13 protein-coding genes are annotated in these 17477 nt (G+C 43.7%); 6 read left to right on the top strand and 7 right to left on the bottom strand.

The genetic code is table 11. The features are described from left to right. Window positions 1–67: 67 nt before the first annotated feature. Window positions 68–1303, bottom strand: coding sequence for an extracellular solute-binding protein (locus KHN79_RS16165; RefSeq protein ID WP_182010656.1), 1236 nt, complete (start codon window positions 1301–1303; stop codon window positions 68–70). Between the two features lie 218 nt (window positions 1304–1521). Here KHN79_RS16165 and ugpC point away from each other — a divergent pair, with 218 nt between their 5' ends. From ugpC to KHN79_RS16150, 3 genes are all read left to right on the top strand, one after another. Beyond that, the gene (gene ugpC / locus KHN79_RS16160; RefSeq protein WP_182010657.1) at window positions 1522–2625 is read left to right on the top strand and encodes a sn-glycerol-3-phosphate ABC transporter ATP-binding protein UgpC; all 1104 of its coding nucleotides are present in this window, start codon (window positions 1522–1524) and stop codon (window positions 2623–2625) included. 92 nt (window positions 2626–2717) lie between these two features. Continuing rightward, entirely contained in the window at window positions 2718–3725 is a 1008-nt protein-coding gene (locus tag KHN79_RS16155; RefSeq protein WP_182010658.1) for a LacI family DNA-binding transcriptional regulator, read from the top strand. Window positions 3726–3966: 241 nt separating this feature from the next. After that, entirely contained in the window at window positions 3967–4965 is a 999-nt protein-coding gene (locus KHN79_RS16150; RefSeq protein ID WP_182010659.1) for a glycosyl hydrolase 53 family protein, read from the top strand. 120 nt (window positions 4966–5085) lie between these two features. Here KHN79_RS16150 and KHN79_RS16145 read toward each other — a convergent pair whose 3' ends face one another. After that, on the bottom strand, window positions 5086–6099 hold the full coding sequence (locus tag KHN79_RS16145; protein WP_182010660.1) for an aldo/keto reductase: 1014 nt from the start codon (window positions 6097–6099) through the stop codon (window positions 5086–5088). 448 nt (window positions 6100–6547) lie between these two features. Between KHN79_RS16145 and KHN79_RS16140 the strand changes: the two genes are divergently transcribed. Together KHN79_RS16140 and KHN79_RS16135 are read left to right on the top strand one after the other, a co-directional pair. Next, window positions 6548–8473: an alkyl sulfatase dimerization domain-containing protein gene (locus KHN79_RS16140; protein WP_244812780.1), complete on the top strand. Its 1926-nt coding sequence runs from the start codon at window positions 6548–6550 to the stop codon at window positions 8471–8473. Between the two features lie 8 nt (window positions 8474–8481). Beyond that, complete coding sequence (locus tag KHN79_RS16135; RefSeq protein ID WP_182010662.1) at window positions 8482–8943, top strand: hypothetical protein; 462 nt, start codon at window positions 8482–8484, stop codon at window positions 8941–8943. A gap of 95 nt (window positions 8944–9038) precedes the next feature. Here KHN79_RS16135 and KHN79_RS16130 read toward each other — a convergent pair whose 3' ends face one another. Then, window positions 9039–10169 carry an AI-2E family transporter gene (locus tag KHN79_RS16130; RefSeq protein WP_182010663.1) on the bottom strand — a complete coding sequence of 377 codons (1131 nt, stop codon included), beginning with the start codon at window positions 10167–10169 and terminating at the stop codon, window positions 9039–9041. A gap of 449 nt (window positions 10170–10618) precedes the next feature. Here KHN79_RS16130 and KHN79_RS16125 point away from each other — a divergent pair, with 449 nt between their 5' ends. After that, the gene (locus KHN79_RS16125; protein ID WP_182010664.1) at window positions 10619–11110 is read left to right on the top strand and encodes a VOC family protein; all 492 of its coding nucleotides are present in this window, start codon (window positions 10619–10621) and stop codon (window positions 11108–11110) included. A gap of 202 nt (window positions 11111–11312) precedes the next feature. Here the strand turns inward: KHN79_RS16125 and KHN79_RS16120 are convergent, their stop codons facing one another. The 4 genes from KHN79_RS16120 to KHN79_RS16105 all read right to left on the bottom strand — a co-directional run bounded on the left by KHN79_RS16120 (window position 11313) and on the right by KHN79_RS16105 (window position 17391). Then, window positions 11313–12770 carry a DUF3360 domain-containing protein gene (locus KHN79_RS16120; RefSeq protein WP_182010665.1) on the bottom strand — a complete coding sequence of 486 codons (1458 nt, stop codon included), beginning with the start codon at window positions 12768–12770 and terminating at the stop codon, window positions 11313–11315. A 574-nt stretch (window positions 12771–13344) separates the two neighbouring features. Next, window positions 13345–14388, bottom strand: coding sequence for a GMP reductase (locus KHN79_RS16115; RefSeq protein ID WP_182010666.1), 1044 nt, complete (start codon window positions 14386–14388; stop codon window positions 13345–13347). Window positions 14389–14787: 399 nt separating this feature from the next. After that, a complete protein-coding gene (locus KHN79_RS16110) occupies window positions 14788–16314 on the bottom strand; it encodes an NAD(P)H-hydrate dehydratase (RefSeq protein WP_182010667.1) in 1527 nt (508 codons plus the stop codon). 168 nt (window positions 16315–16482) lie between these two features. Beyond that, window positions 16483–17391 carry an aldo/keto reductase family oxidoreductase gene (locus KHN79_RS16105; protein WP_182010668.1) on the bottom strand — a complete coding sequence of 303 codons (909 nt, stop codon included), beginning with the start codon at window positions 17389–17391 and terminating at the stop codon, window positions 16483–16485. Between the last annotated feature and the right edge of the window lie 86 nt (window positions 17392–17477).

Here is a 17477-nt window from a genome sequence, read left to right as displayed (position 1 = left end):
CGTCTGTCAGCCCAAGCTACAACTGGCAGATTGGGCTGACAATTTCAGCCGGAACAATATCTTAGAATTATTGACCCATCATTGCGTGGTTAGCTTCGATTTGCATATTGATGCTGTCTACCGCAGAGTCCAGTGCACTTTTCGCATCTTGTTTGTTGGTCGCGATTAGCTGAAGCGCGCTGTTCGCTGGACCCCACACTTCATTCATTTCAGGAATTGAAGGCATAGACGTTGCGTGAATAGATTGCATTGCAACCGCACGTGCGCCCGGATCGTTTTTGATGGCAGGATCATCAACCAGTTTTGTCACAGCCGGAACTTCACCAGTCAACTCAAAACGACGCTTAGCGTTGTCATAATTATTGACGAACGTAATAAATTCTTGCGCCAGTGGTTTATTTTTCGAGAAGGTCGAAACGCTGTAGCTCTTAACACCCATGAAAGAGCCCATTTGCTCACCAGATGGCAGTTTAGGTAGAGGTGCTACACCATAATTAACGCCCGCTTCTTTATATGGCTGAAGTGCCCACGGACCTGTCTGAACAATCGCCGCTTTATTTGAAGTAAATAAAGAGTCGATAGCATTCAAACCATTGTTACCAACAATACCGGTTGGGAATACTTTAGATTCGTAGAACTTCTGGATATATTTTGCGCCTTCTACCGCTCCCGGAGTATTCAGTAATACTTTTTCTGGATCGTATGAGCCGTCCGCTTTTTTAGCAAAAACATCACCACCCATACCATTTAAAATACCGTAGGTGTAATAAAGCTCGTCCCATTTTGCCAGTAAGCCGTATTTACCTTCCTCGCGGAATTTCTTAGAAAGTTCGAATATTTCATCTAACGTTTCAGGTAATTCAGGAATAAGGTCTTTGTTGTAAACCATAAATACAGTTTCAACAGATTTTGGCAGACCGTAGAGCACACCATTGTAGGTTAATGCGTCAATTGAAGACTGACTAAACGTATCAGTAACCGCTTTATCAATTTTTAGCGGAGCAAGTAAACCTTGTATTACCGCGCCACCAATTTGATCATGGGGAATAAGGATAACGTCTGGGCCAGTACCTGCCGGGCCATCCATACGTAAAGATTCAACCTGGCCACCGTATGGCATTTCAAGAACATTCACTTTTACATTGTGTTCTTTTTCAAACGCAGCCACTGCTTCTTCATTACCAAAAGACTTTTGAATGTCTTCCCAGACTAATAGCGACTGTTGTGCCAATGCCATTGGCGAACAAAATAGAGCAGTAACTGCGAGAGCAGATAGTTTTTTACTAAATTTATTATTATCCATAAAATTTCACGCCTTTCGTTTTTGGTAAAAAATAAAATTTATGGTGCAAATATGCTCCTTTGTGTTATTTTTTCCATACAGGTGATTCATTGATGTGATATCAATCACTTTAACTAACAGTTACTGTGATAAAACAAACAAGTGAAAATAAAATTTACTAAATAAAAGACGAATTAGATCACACACTTTATTTATTTTTCATTTAAGAGGAATTTGAAATGTCTTCGATTCAATTATCCAATGTCGTAAAACGCTTTGACGATACTCAGACCATTCACAACGTAAACTTATCGATTGAAGAAGGGGAATTTGTCGTATTTGTTGGTCCGTCTGGCTGTGGTAAATCAACTCTCTTACGTATGATTGCCGGTCTGGAAGATATCAGCGATGGTTCTATCTCTATCTCCGGAAATGTCGTTAACGACACACCACCTTCAGAGCGTGGAGTTGCAATGGTGTTCCAGTCTTACGCTCTCTACCCGCATATGACTGTTGCAGAAAACATGGGTTACTCACTAAAAGTAAACAAAGTGCCAAAAGATGAGCGCGACAAAAAAGTGCAGTTGGTCGGGAAAGCACTTCAACTAGAGCATCTTCTGGATCGTAAACCCGCCCAACTTTCAGGTGGTCAGCGTCAGCGTGTTGCCATCGGCCGTGCCATCGTTCGAGACCCGAAAGTGTTTCTTTTCGATGAGCCTCTCTCAAACCTTGACGCAGAGTTACGTGTCGATATGCGTCTGCATATTGCTAAGCTGCATCAAGAACTTAAGTCAACAATGATCTACGTAACGCACGATCAGGTCGAAGCAATGACTCTGGCCGATAAAATCGTCGTACTTCGTGATGGCAAAGTTGAACAAGTTGGTTCACCAATGGATCTGTACCATAACCCTATTAACAAATTCGTTGCGGGGTTCATTGGCTCACCGAAAATGAACTTCCTGTCTTGTACCGTAGAAGCATGGGACGAAAGCAGCTTAACTGTGAGTCTGGATGTGGGCAGCTCAGTTACCCTACCGATTAAAACGGCACAAATTGAACCAGGCAAAACACTGACGATAGGCATCAGGCCTGAACACCTCACAACGACTCCAGATATGATCCCACTCGAGTTTCAATGTGAAGTAGTTGAGAGACTGGGAGGCATGACGTATATCTTTGGCCAGTGTGGCGGCGTTGATGACTTTAAGTACCTTCACCACGGAGATACGCAAGTACAACCAGGAGAATCAATTTCGTTATTTACGTCACCTTCCCATCTACATATTTTTGAACCTGATGGAAACACCGTAAATTTTGATTCTGTAGAATTAACGCATTAGTACTTGCATCGATAAAACTATATGCCAAAGAGCAGTAAACTCGCTCTTTGGCATAATTAAACAGTCTGATAAAGATAAAAGAAGGTAATCTTTTGGCTACACTCAAAGATATTGCAAAAAAAGCGAATATTTCAACATCTACTATTTCGCGATTTCTTAACGAAGACCCTACTTTGTCTGTTAGTGAAGACAAGAAACGCGCCATTTTGGAAGCCGTAGAGAGCTTGGGTTATCAGTCACCGAAACGTAGCAAAAAGCAATTTGTTCATCAACAAGTAGTAAGAACTGATGAACCAATTGAACTGCGTGATGTTGTCATGGTGAACTTTTTGACTCCCACTCAAGAAATCGACGACCCTTATTTCACCTCTATTCGTGCGGGTATTCAAAATCGTTGCCTAGATAAAGGCGTTGTATTGAGAACACTTCATTTAGATCAAATCGATACAAATCTAAATTTAATAGCAAATGCTCCTGCTGTCATTGCTGTCGGACATTTTTCTAAGCAAGTCGTAGATACCTTGTATCAGGCTAACCAAAATATTATTTTTGTCGATTCCAACCCCTTGGGTAGTAAAACAGATGCAGTCTTAATTGACCGATTGGCGTTATCACAAGACGTTATGGAAAATGTATTGAAAAGTAACTGTAAACGCCCCGCTTTTATTGGCAATAACGAAGAACGCTTGCATGCTTTTCGCAAAGTAACCAAAGAAAATGGCTTATACCACGAAGCACTATGTAAAGTGAGTAAAGAGTATTGCATCGAATCTGGATATCAAGCCATGAAGGAAATGCTGCAACTCGATGAACTTCCTGATGTAGTCTACGCTGCGACCGATATGGTAGCAGTCGGTGTTTACCGGGCCATTTATGAGGCAGGATTAAGCATTCCAACCGATATACAAGTCATCGGAACCAATGATATATCGTCGGCACGACATATGAGTCCGAGCCTTACAACAATGCGCCTGTTTCCGTTTGAAATGGGAGAAGTAGCAATCGATATGTTCATTGAGAAAATGGAAGGTAGAAAATATAAGAAAACAGTTTTGTTTGGTCATGAGTTTGTATGGCGAGACAGTTTTAATCTTAACTAACATCGATCTTTCTACAATTCGTTGGAAGAATGAAATTAAATCAGTAAAATTGTAGAAAGATCATAATCACAATTATCTAAGTAAATTTACTGAAGTAATTTACCCACAATCACAACCACGAAAAATACCTTATAAAACATTCACCAATCATTTTATATATCACATCAATACAAAACTCCGTTGCTATATTGTTTACGTTATTAAAATTACGATAACGTGAATATATAAAAATGGTGAAACAATGAATAATACCCTAAAAACACTAGCTATCTTCAGCTCATTAGTAGTATCGAGCTATTCTCACGCATTTATTAAAGGCGCTGATATTAGTTGGATAACTCAGATGGAAGACAGTGGCTACGAATTCTATAACGATTGGGGCTATCGACAAGATGTCCTCTCAATATTACGCGACCATGGTATGAACGCAGTGCGCCTTCGTGTTTGGGTTAACCCAAGTGATGGTTATTACAGCTCATTAGATGATGTAATCGTCAAAGCTCAGTGGGCTAAAGACGCGAATATGGATGTGATGATTGATTTCCATTATAGCGACACTTGGGCCGATCCAGGCAACCAATGGAAACCTGCAGCGTGGCAGCAACTAAGCTTCGAAGATTTAATGGGACAAGTATGGTCTTACACTAGAGATTCACTCAACACCTTAAAAGCCGCAGGTATCACGCCAAAATGGATTCAAATTGGTAATGAAACCAACAACGGGATGTTGTGGAATGATGGAATGGCTTCAAGCAACATGCGCAATTACGCATGGCTAGTTAATAGTGGACGCAACGCTGCTAAAGAAGTTTTCCCTGATGCTAAAGTTATTGTCCATTTAGCAAACTGCCACGACAATGCAAATTTCCGTTGGATTTTTGATGGCTTACAATCCAACAGCGCTTGGTGGGATGTGATTGGCGCTTCTTCTTATCCTAAGAACGCTACAGGCCTCACTTGGCAAGAAGCAAACACTCAATGTCTCTCAAACCTTAACGATATGGTCGAGCGCTACGGCACCGAAGTGATGATCACTGAAATTGGCGTCCCTTGGGATGAACCCCAGGCAAAGACTATTATCGCGGATATGATCAAAAAAGTACGTAGTGTCAATCAAAGCAAAGGCATTGGGATATTATACTGGGAGCCTCAGGCATACAGTTGGCAAGGCTACACTTTAGGCGCATGGGATCCTAATACACGCCAACCTACTCAAGCTCTTGATGCTTTCCTTGAATAATTAAAAGCTGCATTTAACCCATGCCCCTCTATGACTAGAGGGGCATAATTAAAAAGAAGCAACATAGTTATAGTTCGAATTAACCATTTCTCTATTTTAATAACTATCTATATTTTCATTTCAAAGAAGAATACTTTGAATCCGTTCTTTCTCTGATTCCGAAAACTCTAAACTCTTCACAGCGGCCACATTTTCACATAATTGCTCAGGAGAACTGGCACCAATCAATACTGAAGAAACACGGCGATCATTTAGTAACCAAGCGAGCGCCATTTGTGAAAGAGACTGTCCTCTCTCTGTCGCAATATTCGACAGCGCTTCAATCTTAGGTTGATATTGCTCTACCAAATGAGGTTCCAGATAAGAGCGTTGATTATCCGCGCGTGATCCCTTGGGAATACCGTTCAAGTACTTCTCCGACAATAGTCCTTGTGCCAAGGGCGAAAATGCAATCATACCTACTCCCGCCTGATCGAGTGTATCAAGCAAGCCTTCTTCTACATGACGATCGAACATTGAGTATCTTGCTTGGTGGATAAGGCATGGCGTACCTAACTGTTCAAACAATTTCAGTGCTTGTTGAGTTTGATCTGGTGAGTAATTCGACAGGCCGACATACAGCGCTTTACCCTGACGAACCAACATGTCCAGAGTAGATATTGTTTCTTTCAATGGGGTATCTGGATCAGGAGTATGATGGTAAAAGATATCTACATAATCTAGGTTCATCCGTTTTAGTGACTTATCCAGACTCGATACCAGATACTTACGAGATCCCCCTACACCATAAGGCCCTGGCCACATATCATATCCAGCCTTAGTAGAGATAATCAGTTCATCACGATAACGCTGTAAGTCCTGATTTAGAACTCGGCCCAGTGTTTCTTCAGCAGAACCATACGGCGGTCCGTAGTTATTCGCCAGGTCAAAATGAGTAATACCAAGATCAAATGCCTTACGAAGGGTCAAACGCGCATTCGCATACGAGTCATATTCGCCAAAGTTGTGCCATAGGCCTAAAGACAGCGCTGGCAGAAGCAAACCACTGTTTCCACAACGTCTATATGGCATTGAGTCGTAACGCATTTCATTTGCCTGATAAGGGGCAATTGGAGCATGATCATTAATGTTCATGATATCTCTCTTAATCCATATTGATGACAGTTCAGGGACTCAACATCGTCAATTATGTCTTACTACGAGAGGATATTCTTGGCATCCAAGTCAACTATAAACAGCATAATATATAACGACATCAAGATGTAGGATGCCACCATAACCTAATTTGAGTTGACTCTGTTTTCCACCACGTAAATCTGTGATAACGATTACAAACACGATTCGGATAAGCATCGTTTCCCGACATCTTTACTGTATACATCTTTCAGGTAACTGACGTAAGTCGGCAAATGTCCGTAGCTCAACAATAAAAATAAAAGGATAAAGATTATTAGTCCTATTCTTTAAATCAATATTTTTACCACTTCTAACATTGCACAACACTAGCCTTACACTATGCTTATTAAGCAAATTGCTTATAAGGAGTAATTACATGAAACAGCTAGGGACGTTGGGGTTGACTATGCTAGTTGTGCTTAGTGCTAACGCATCCGATCCAAAAAACGCAACGCAAGCCACAATAGATGTAAACAACCAAGTAAAAGAAGATTTGCCGTTTAGTGACAAAAAGGACTTTGATGATGCCCAAAAAGGATTTATCGCTAAACAAGATGTCGTAACCATCAAAAATGACAACGGTGATGTTGTCTGGGATCTAGAAGCATATAAAAAATACATCAGCTCAGACAAGCCCGCACCTGATTCAGTCAATCCAAGCTTATGGCGTAACGCCCAATTAAACATGATTAATGGCCTGTTTGAAGTGACCGACGGTATATACCAAGTACGCGGATATGATCTCTCCAATATCACCTTTATCAAAGGCGACACTGGCTGGATTGTTTTTGACCCGCTTATCTCTAAAGAAACGGCGAAAGCTGCACTTGATTTTATTAATCAGCAACTCGGTGAAAGACCGGTAACCGGCGTTTTCTACAGCCACAGCCACATTGACCATTTTGGTGGAGTTCGGGGAATTGTTGACGAAAAAGACGTTATTGCAGGCAAGGTTCCTATCGTAGCCTCCCATGGTTTCACCGAGCATGCAGTCTCCGAAAACGTGATTGCGGGTAACGCGATGGGACGACGAGCGGTTTACATGTATGGCGCTCTACTGCCAAGGAACGAAAAAGGCGGTGTAAACGGAGGTTTGGGACAAACAACCTCAACCGGTGTAGCCACAATGATTAAGCCAACAGATATCATCGAGAAAACTGGCGAAGAACGTACGATTGATGGCGTGAAAATGGTTTTCCAATACACGCCGGGGACAGAAGCACCAACTGAAATGAACATCTGGTTCCCAGATAAAAAAGCTCTGTGGATGGCAGAAAATACCACTAACACAATGCACAACATTTTAACCCTTCGTGGTGCCCAGGTTCGAGATGCATTGAAGTGGTCAAGCTACTTACAAGAAACCATTGATATGTGGGGCGATGACGTTGAAGTGAAGTTCCAAAGTCACCACTGGCCGATGTGGGGACAAGAGGACATCGTCAAATACTTTAAAAAACAACGTGACATGTACAAATACACTCACGACCAGACTGTCCGCTTGATGAACCAGGGTTACATCGGTTCGGAAATTTCAGAGATGATTGAGTTTCCGGATGAGATTGGCAAGAGCTGGAGCTCAAGAGGCTACTACGGAACGTTACGTCATAACAGCCGCGCAGTGTATCAGCGTTACATGGGCTGGTACGACGGCAACCCGTCTGATCTGAACAACCTGCCACCTGTCGACGCAGCGGTTAAATATGTCGAGTATATTGGCGGTGAAGCTGAGGCGATTAAGAAAGCGCAAGCCGATTTTGATATAGGTAATTACCGCTGGGTAGCTGAAGTGATGAAACATGTTGTCTTTGCTAACCCAGATAGTGTGAACGGCAAAGAGTTGTTAGCTGATGCTTATGAGCAAATGGGCTATCAGGCTGAATCAGGCCCTTGGCGCTCAGTGTACTTGCAAGGTGCTTACGAGTTGAGAAACGGAACACCTAGCGCGGGTGGTACTAATGTTGCTTCGCCTGACGTTATTAAAAACATGCCACCAGAAATGTTGTTCGATTACCTTGCCGTGCGGATCTTACCGGATAAAGCTGCTGGTAAATCATTTGTGATGAACCTCAACTTCACTGACCTTGATGAAAAATACTCTTTGTATGTTGAAAACTCAGTGCTTAACCACACGAAAAAGCTCGCAGAAAAGCCTGATGCAACACTGGAGTTGACTAAAGAGGCGTTAGATGATGTCCAGCTTGGTAACATTACCTTAGAGAAGGCGATTGCAGATGGAACAATCAAGATCGATGGTGATCTTAACGTGTTGAAAGACTTTGTCGGTATGCTGGATAACTTCAACTTCTGGTTCAATATAGTAACACCTTAGGAGAACTCATGACGAAGCGTGTAATAACATGCATTGCTTCTGGCATTATCGCTTTAGCAAGCCCAAATAGCTGGGCTTGCTCTTACGATGGGTTGTTTAAAAACCCATTTAGCGAAAGCTACCCCGGAGCATTGGATGTATCGATTGCCACTCAATTAGCAATTCGTTCTAAGTCGATGCAGCCTCTTGAGGTCATTGACGGTAAAGCAGGACTACGCAGAACCAGTTGGTGGCTAACTTTAATGGTTAAGGCCCACCCAGAGCTCTCTTCAGGTTCTTATGTTTACATAGTTGACCGTCAGTTATGGTCACGTATCAGTGAGAAAGATAATTCGATTGAAGTTCATGTGCCCCCTCCAAGTGACAGTGCGCCAGTCCTGCAACTTTCGGAAGCCGCACTTCACAATCTGATATCTAACCACATAACTTTGGATCAAGCGCGTCAGCTAGGAGTATTAAAAGAGACTTAAAACGATATATAAGGTTCATCGCTCGACTGTCGACACTAACCCCTAATACCGTTAACAATGTGAGCACTTCCTCAGTATGCAACCCGCTTAAGTTTTCACTCTTTAGGCTCACTATTTTTCATTTCTGCGCTTTCTATTACTTCTTCAACATGTTGGGTTTCTGAATCTACCCACTGCATAAAGACCTGATAGCCTGCTGCGAGGAAAGCTGCGCCGACAAACATACCAAGTATGCCGCCCGATATCATACCGCCGACGGCACCGATGAGTATGATTGGCATGGGTACCGCTAATCCTCTTCCAAGAATGATTGGTTTCAAAAAGTTGTCTACCAGACTCGCGGCAAGCAGTAATACAGTGAAGATCACATTGTGTACGGTTCCACCATCACCCGACCACAAAATTGCGATAGGGATAAGAGCAATGACCGTAACAGGAAGCTGTACAATCGCGAAAACCAACGCCAACAACGTAAACAATGCCGCGGCTGGAACTCCTGACAAAGCGACCACTGCACCAAATATAATTGCGGTTAAGAATGCGATCCCGATTATGCCGATAGCGACCTGTCTGATCGTTGCGGTGGTGAGAGCATGAAGCTCTGAACCTTTAACCTCGTCAGTAAAGCTGATGAAGATCTTTCGTAAGGACTTTGCAGCAGGTTTTGCCCAAGCAAGCATTATCCCTGCAATAATGACCGCGCCAATCAACATGAGTACGCTTTTTGCCATGCCGGTAGCACTATTAACGAACCAGCTCACTATACTTTTTATCTGCGGTTGACGCTTCTCGACAAAATTTGTCAGGTCATCAGCCGCTTCATCCCAGGCTACGTATACCTGCTCCCCCACTAATGGCCAGTCTTTCACACTGTCAGCAGGTTTGGATACAACTAAAGTTCCGTCACGATAAGACTCTATGGTACTCAAAGTTTTGTTGGCGAATGAGTTACCGACCACAGCAGTAGGCACTCCAAGAACGAGTACACCTACAACCGCTACCAATGTCGCTGTTCGGGCAGTACTCAAACCAAGTTTCTCCTCAATTCTGAGTGCGAGGGGATAAAGCGCAATAGCCAGCACAAGCGCCCAGAGTAAGATAGGAAGAAATGGTGAAAACGCCCACCAACAGACAATCACAATAAGCGTAATGACAGAAAATTTTATCAGTGAAGTACTGAACGCCTTCTCTAAGACTTTTTCTAGGTTTTCATTTGAAATACTCACTTCTGGTTCCCCTTTATTCCTCATATTCTTATTAATGAGTAAAGAATTCGATGGGATTTCTCATTCCTTCGCGACATAAGTTCAATGCCATAAAGAGAGAAAGAGAAGCCGCTAACAGCGCACCGATACCATCAGTATAGAGCGCTATTCGGCTTTCAATTAGTATTTCCTCATATTAATCATCAAACTAATTTAATTTTCAATTACTCAGGGGGAAGCGACCAATTAGCTGCATGAAGTGTTGTCAGCCACGGCAGCCAACTCAAGATTAGACATAAGTAAGTCCAACTTAGACTTGTTTGCACAAGAGCTAGATGCACCTTTCAATAAATTTATATTATTATTTTTATAATTATCGATAATTTCATGTTTCATAGCCTCATGCCTATACTTCTCCACATCGAAACGAGACACGAAACAAATAATCAAATCAGCTTTTGGAGATAGTTATGAAAATGAATCACGTTGGTATCATGGTTGGCGATATGGACAAAGCGGTAGAGTTCTACACTAAAGCGCTAGGCCTTCGCGTTGTAATGAACAACACTAAAGTTCTCGAGGAACGCGAATCTGCAATCGGCCGTATGTGTATTGCGGTATTTGGTGAGGGCTTTAAAGGCTTCAACATCGCTCACCTGGTAACAACTGACGGTATCGGTGTAGAGCTGTTCGAAATGGTCGACCGTGAAGAGCGTCATAACGTTGACTTCTCACGCCTAGGTATTTTCCACTTCTGTCTACAGCTACCAAAAGAGCAGTTTGAATCAGCAATCAAGCGAGTTGAAGAGTTTGGTGGTAAGGTTCGCATGGACATCATGCGCTACCACCCAGAAGATGACTCTAAACAAGCGCAAATGGTTTATCTAGAAGACCCGTTTGGTAACCTATTCGAGTTTTACTCACACTCTTACGAAGATACATACGCTTCTGACTACGAGTAATGCACTCACTCGCTAAGTCGTAATTTTCGATGCCCAATAGTTATTTGATCTAGCGGGCATTTTTGTTCCAATTTCTAAGCACCATTATCTTCGTAAACTCGCATTGACAGGATGTGAATAAATTTCAGCACTGAGTCACAAAGGAACAGGAATGAGAAGAGGCATAGTTGGTGACCATCTATGCCTATAGAGCAAGATTCGATTAACCGATCAGAGCAGGAATACCCGGCAACTGACCCACGACGGCAAGGGAACCAGCACAAACGATAAAAGCAACACCAGGAATCAGGTATTTGTCTTTTCTTGATAGCTCGTTTGCACGCTCATGATCGCCAATAAGTCCGAGGTTATCCAGCAGCATGGTTATTGCCCAACCAAAAACTGGGTTAACGAATGCACAGGCAAAAATACAGATACCTGCACTGAGTGAATCTTTGTGCTTATGGATCATCTGCATACCCGCTTCAAGAAGTGGTAAGAATACACCGACAATCAGCGCAACGCGTAAAACAGGCTCCCACATCGCTAGATCCATTGGATAACCAATTACTGCCGCGGCAATACACATTAAACCAGTTAACAGCGCGCCGCCCGGAATAGGACGTTTGGCAATTGCGGCAGGAATCATATACGTACCCCAAGAAGAAGCTAGGTTACCACCACCTAATAGTGAGCCAACTCCCTGACGAACAGACGCTCCGACCATAGTGTCGTCGACATCCATTAGGACGCCTTTCGCTTCTTTCGGGTAGTTAAGTTCTTGAAAAACACGATGACCGAGGTAGTCAGGAGACCACATAGCAACGGCGAGTAGAGCAAACGGAGTCACGGCAATAAAGTGCTCCAGGGTTGGCCAGCCTAGTTGCCAGCCAGTATTTTCACCCCACCAGTAGGACGGACTGAAATTAGGCAGCCCTGGCTCAGTGGTAAAAGCAAACTCAGCGCCCATCACATAAGCGACAATACCCGCTAATGCAGAACACAGTGGGATAGCCAGCCAACGTTTGTTTATCTTGGCTAAGTAGGCATAAACCATAACCGTTAGGCCAATGACTACAAACGAGATATAACCTTGGTCCGTACTTGCAGCCCACGCCTCAGTCTTATTAATCTGTCCGATCAACCCCACTGCGCCGAGGTAGATCAGCAACCCACCTCGAACTCCAATTCCAGTCAGGGTCATGAGTTTAGAACCACCTTTAGTAAAAGCGAGAATTAAACCAAACGCACATACCATCAAGCCGAGAGCCAGTGGATGCCCACCTGCTGCTGCAATCATTGGAATCAGCGGTATCATTGGACCGTGGGTACCGGCTAAGTTTGCGTTCGGGTTTAGAATTGCAGAAAACAGGATAACGAACAGTGCGCCCGCAATAAGCAGTTCGTAACGCACGTTTTCCGCAACGAACTCCGGAGATAAACCAAACTGAGCGGCAAAGGCAGAAACCATGGCGGTTACCATAACCACTTTACCAATGGTTGCCGCTAATGCGGGTACCCAGTCTTCGATTTCAATACTGTAATCACGTGATGGCAAATGAATACCCCAGCGACGAAAGCTCATGATGGTTAAATCATGGTTAAGAAAGTCTTCTCGGTTTTGAAATTCATGCGGTTTTTTGCGCATATCCCTGTAAAAGGTCTTACCTGTGCCAGACATTGAGTTTTCCTTTGTTATGTTTCGAAGTTGAACTCTGTCAACTGAGTTTCGCTTGGTGTCCTGACCTTCGACCAATACATCCTAGGTGCTACCGAGAACCTTTATTGATTTCATAAATGAAGAAAAATGGATTTGATTCGTTCATGAAAACAAGAAAGCTGAATAGGTATCTAGCCAAACATCCACATCAAACATCGAGGCCATACTAGAAAGAGGTATGGGGCTAATTTTGATTTGAGCTTATTAAGCCTTTATTGCTATCGGTAGGAACATTAGACATTAGTAAAAGAACAACAAAAATCTCACTTATTGAACAAAAATTTAACATGACGTAAAGATGCGTTGATCTTTCGCGAGTGATTTTTGAAAGAAAATACGTACGAGAGAAATTAAAGAGTGTTTTCACTCCAAATGATTTCGGGCACCTCTGTGTTTTAGTGGACAATACATCAGAGCCGTATCGTTAAATCCGTCCACGATTTATTTACAACTCATCGTTGTCCACAAAATTCAGGCAAAAAAAAGAGCCGCATAATGCGGCTCTCAATTATTCGATTTTAATTATTCTGTCGGCTTACTCTTTACCGAACACGTTGTTCTCTTGCTCTTGTACACGGATGAACGTCGTGCGCTTAGTTAGCTCTTTAAGCTTTGCTGCACCTACATAGGTACACGTTGAACGAACACCGCCAAGGATATCCTGGATAGTTCCGTGAACACTTCCACGGTATGGCAATAGTACCGTTTTACCCTCTGCAGCGCGGTAGCCTGCGACACCGCCAGAGTGCTTATCCATTGCACTCTTAGAAGACATGCCATAGAACTTCATGAAGGTTTCACCATCTTTTTCGATGACTTCACCACCTGACTCTTCGTGACCAGCCAGCATACCGCCAAGCATCACGAAATCTGCACCGCCACCGAACGCTTTAGCCACATCTCCGGCACATGAACAACCACCGTCACCGATGATCACGCCACCAAGGCCGTGTGCCGCATCACCACATTCGATGATTGCAGAAAGCTGCGGATAGCCCACACCTGTTTTAACACGAGTCGTACATACTGAACCAGGGCCAATACCCACTTTAACAATATCGGCGCCAGCAAGAATCAGCTCTTCACACATATCGCCCGTCACGACGTTACCCGCAGAAATGACTTTATCCGGGAACGCCGCGCGTACACGCTCTACATACTCGACTAAGTGTTCTGAGTAACCGTTCGCGATATCAACACAGATAAAGATGAACTCATCAGAAAGTGCCATGATGTCTTTGGTTTTTTGGAAGTCTGCATCAGACGTACCTGTCGACACCATCACGTTGTTTAGCGTGGTTTTGTTCGCCGATTTAGCGAACTCTGCCCAGTCTTCTACTGTGTAGTGTTTATGGACAGCGGTCATTACACCATGTTCAGCCAACGCTGCGGCCATTTCAAAGCTACCAACCGAATCCATATTCGCTGCAATTACTGGCACACCAGACCATTGACGACCACTATGCTTGAATGTAAACTCGCGGGTTAAATTTACTTGAGAACGGCTCTTAAGGGTAGAACGTTTCGGGCGAAACAGTACATCTTTAAAACCTAACTTAAGTTCTTGTTCGATACGCATTGTGTAATTCCTTGATTCATATGTATATGTGTCGTTTCAGAGTGCGTAGTGAAATCGTTGGCAGACGAGTTCACTGTTCTTCGGACACAAAAAAACCGGAGCGTTGGCAGACGCTCCGGTTTTCAGCATTATAGGTTGTGATTTATTTCCTACAAGTCTGATATTTAAAATTTTTTTGTGTTACCATCTTGATAATCGCATATCAAAAACACCTTCCAAACCATTAAGTTATTTTATAACCCAACAAATTCAACAAGTTAATAACGCAGTTATCTTTGTCGATTGCGCAAACCTTTGCGCGAGATGGTTAAAATTCAAACGCTCCAGTTCTCAAATTTGTGCACAGCACTTCCTTTTGAAGCCCTGACACCCACTCCAAAATGAAAATTTTTCAAATTTTTAAGGGTTCAACACACACCGAAGTGTGCTGACAACATCACTTGCCAACAATCCGCGCTCTCCATTTTGAGTCGCGTTAAGATCAGCTGCATGACTATGGATCATCACGCCTAATCTGGCTGCGATAGCAATCGGTATACCTTTAGCCAGCAAAGCACCAATCACACCAGACAACACGTCCCCCATTCCTCCGCTTGCCATCCCAGGATTACCAGCGAGGCAGACATACATTCGTGCGCCATCGTAAATTAGTGTGCCCGCCCCTTTCAGCACCACAACTCCACCAAAACGCTCTTGTAACTGCCTTGCGGCAGAATAGCGATCGCGTTCGACTTCCTGCGTGGTGACATTTAACAGACGAGCAGCTTCACCCGGATGCGGTGTAATCACACGTTTATTGTCACATACAAAGGTTTCACTACTGCGCTGGCTGAGCATTGCCAATATATTTAACCCATCAGCATCAACGACTTTCGGTTTGTCTTGCTGTGACAAATACTGATATGCCTGATAAGCCCATTCATCATCTCCAAATCCGGGTCCAAAAACTAATGCGTCTGCCCATCGGATGCGCCTAGTCAGTTCATTCTCTGTATCTCGTAACTCATCAGCGGTAATGCTTTGACTCATGACTTCAGGACAAGCAACTTGCAGTGCTATCAAACTATCAGGATGTGTAATTCCCGCAGTCAAACCAGAACCAGTGCGCGCCGCAGCTGAAGAGGAAAAACGAATCGCCCCGGACATACCGAGATTGCCTCCGACGCACAACAATTTACCGTTATCACCTTTATGCGCTGTCGGTTGTTGTGGAGGTAACAGTCGCCGGATCACTTGGTGATCGATGCCCAGTGCACTCTCTTCCTCGACAGAGTCAAACTCTACATTCACGCCCAAACCAAAATAATGCAGTTCACCAACGTGGTCTCTCGCTCGCGCGGTACACAGACCTTGCTTGACACCGATAAAAGTCACAGTGTGATTTGCACATATCGCAGCACCGAGTACAGCGCCAGTGTTAGCACTTAATCCGGAAGGAATATCAACTGCGATTACCGGACAATGTATTTGGTTAATTTGCTCAATACAGCGGCGGTACTCACTTCGTACTTCACCACTTAAACCGGTTCCCAGCATGGCATCAATGATGACTTCCGCCTCGAGCAGCGCGGTGTTCCAGTTATCCCAACTGCTATTCTGACCACCAACAGCTTGCCAACCCTCGTAAGCACATAGGGCATCGCCGGTAAGCGACGAAGTATCCCCAAACTGGAACACACTGACTTTGAGCTGTGCTTGCTTGGCCAAAGTGGCAAAAATATAGCCATCACCGCCATTGTTTCCTTTACCACATACAACTAAGACATTTTTAGCTCTCGGATAAAGATGAAGAAAACGTTCATACACCGCCATACCTGCGCGTTGCATCAGACCAAACATTGAGACACCCGCTATCTGTGCGGCGCTAACTTCACCATTTTTAACTTGTTCTGCTGTATACAGTTTTAAAGCAAGATTAAAGTCCATAACCATATTCTGCGTAGAGAAGTTCACATAATAAGTATATGTGAATAACCCCGTTATGGTCGGCTCTGTATAAATGACGTGGTTAAAAAGTGCGTCAAAACAAAAAAGCACCCTTTTACTGGCTGAGTAAAAGGGTGCTTAGTACAATTTCTTATGTTAGTTCAGGTTCTATGGCACACCGTGGCCTTTAGACGCGACCCAAACTCGGTACCATTGCTCACGAGTCAGCTCGATGCTCAGTGCATCAACAGCGGTTTGAACACGCTCAATTTTACCGGAACCAATAATTGGAATTGGCTGAGATGGCAGTCGACGGACCCAAGCATAGATCACTTGATCAATACTGCTTGCACCTACTTCCACTCGAATCGCTTCCAGCTCATTACGTACGCGAACTGCTTGTTCACTGTCGCCACTGAAAATAGATCCGCCACCTAAGCAAGACCACGCCATAGGGCGAACACGCAGCATTTGTAACTGATCTAATGTGCCATCGTGCGCGACTTCAAAGTTAAGCGGGTTGATCTCGACCTGGTTTGTCACAAGTGGTTTATTCATTCGTGACTGCAGCAACTCAAACTGACGTGGCGTAAAGTTCGACACACCGAAATGTTTGACCTTACCTACCTTATGTAACTCAGAGAAAGCTTCCGCAACTTCATCAGCGTCCATTAATACATCTGGACGGTGGATAAGCAGGACGTCGATTTCATCAACATTTAAACGCTCAAGAGAGTTGTTCACTGATTGATAAATGTGCGCCGCACTCGTGTCGTAATGGTTAATTTTACGCTCCGGGGTTTTATCCCCACACAAGTTGATATCGCACTTGGTTACGATCTGGATTTGCTCGCGAACACTGTTATCCAGCTTTAACGCCTCACCAAACAGCGATTCACATTCGTAATTACCATAGATGTCTGCATGGTCTACCGTCGTAATACCTAGTTCGATATGTTGCTTAAGGAATGTTAAACGCTCTTGCGCCGTCATTCCCCAATCTGCTGCACGCCAATATCCTTGAACCAGTTCTGAAAATTCCGGGCCACTCGGTGCAGTTACAACTTTTGCCACCATGGGTTCTCTCCTTTATTTGATCTGCTTTCATCCTAGTCTTGTTTTCGCACGGTCTCAACGGGTAAACTCCCGCAATTCGAACTGGA

The sequence above is a fragment of the Vibrio sp. B1FLJ16 genome, assembly GCF_905175385.1.
Taxonomy (GTDB): domain Bacteria; phylum Pseudomonadota; class Gammaproteobacteria; order Enterobacterales; family Vibrionaceae; genus Vibrio.
This window is presented reverse-complemented; position numbering and strand designations above follow the sequence as displayed.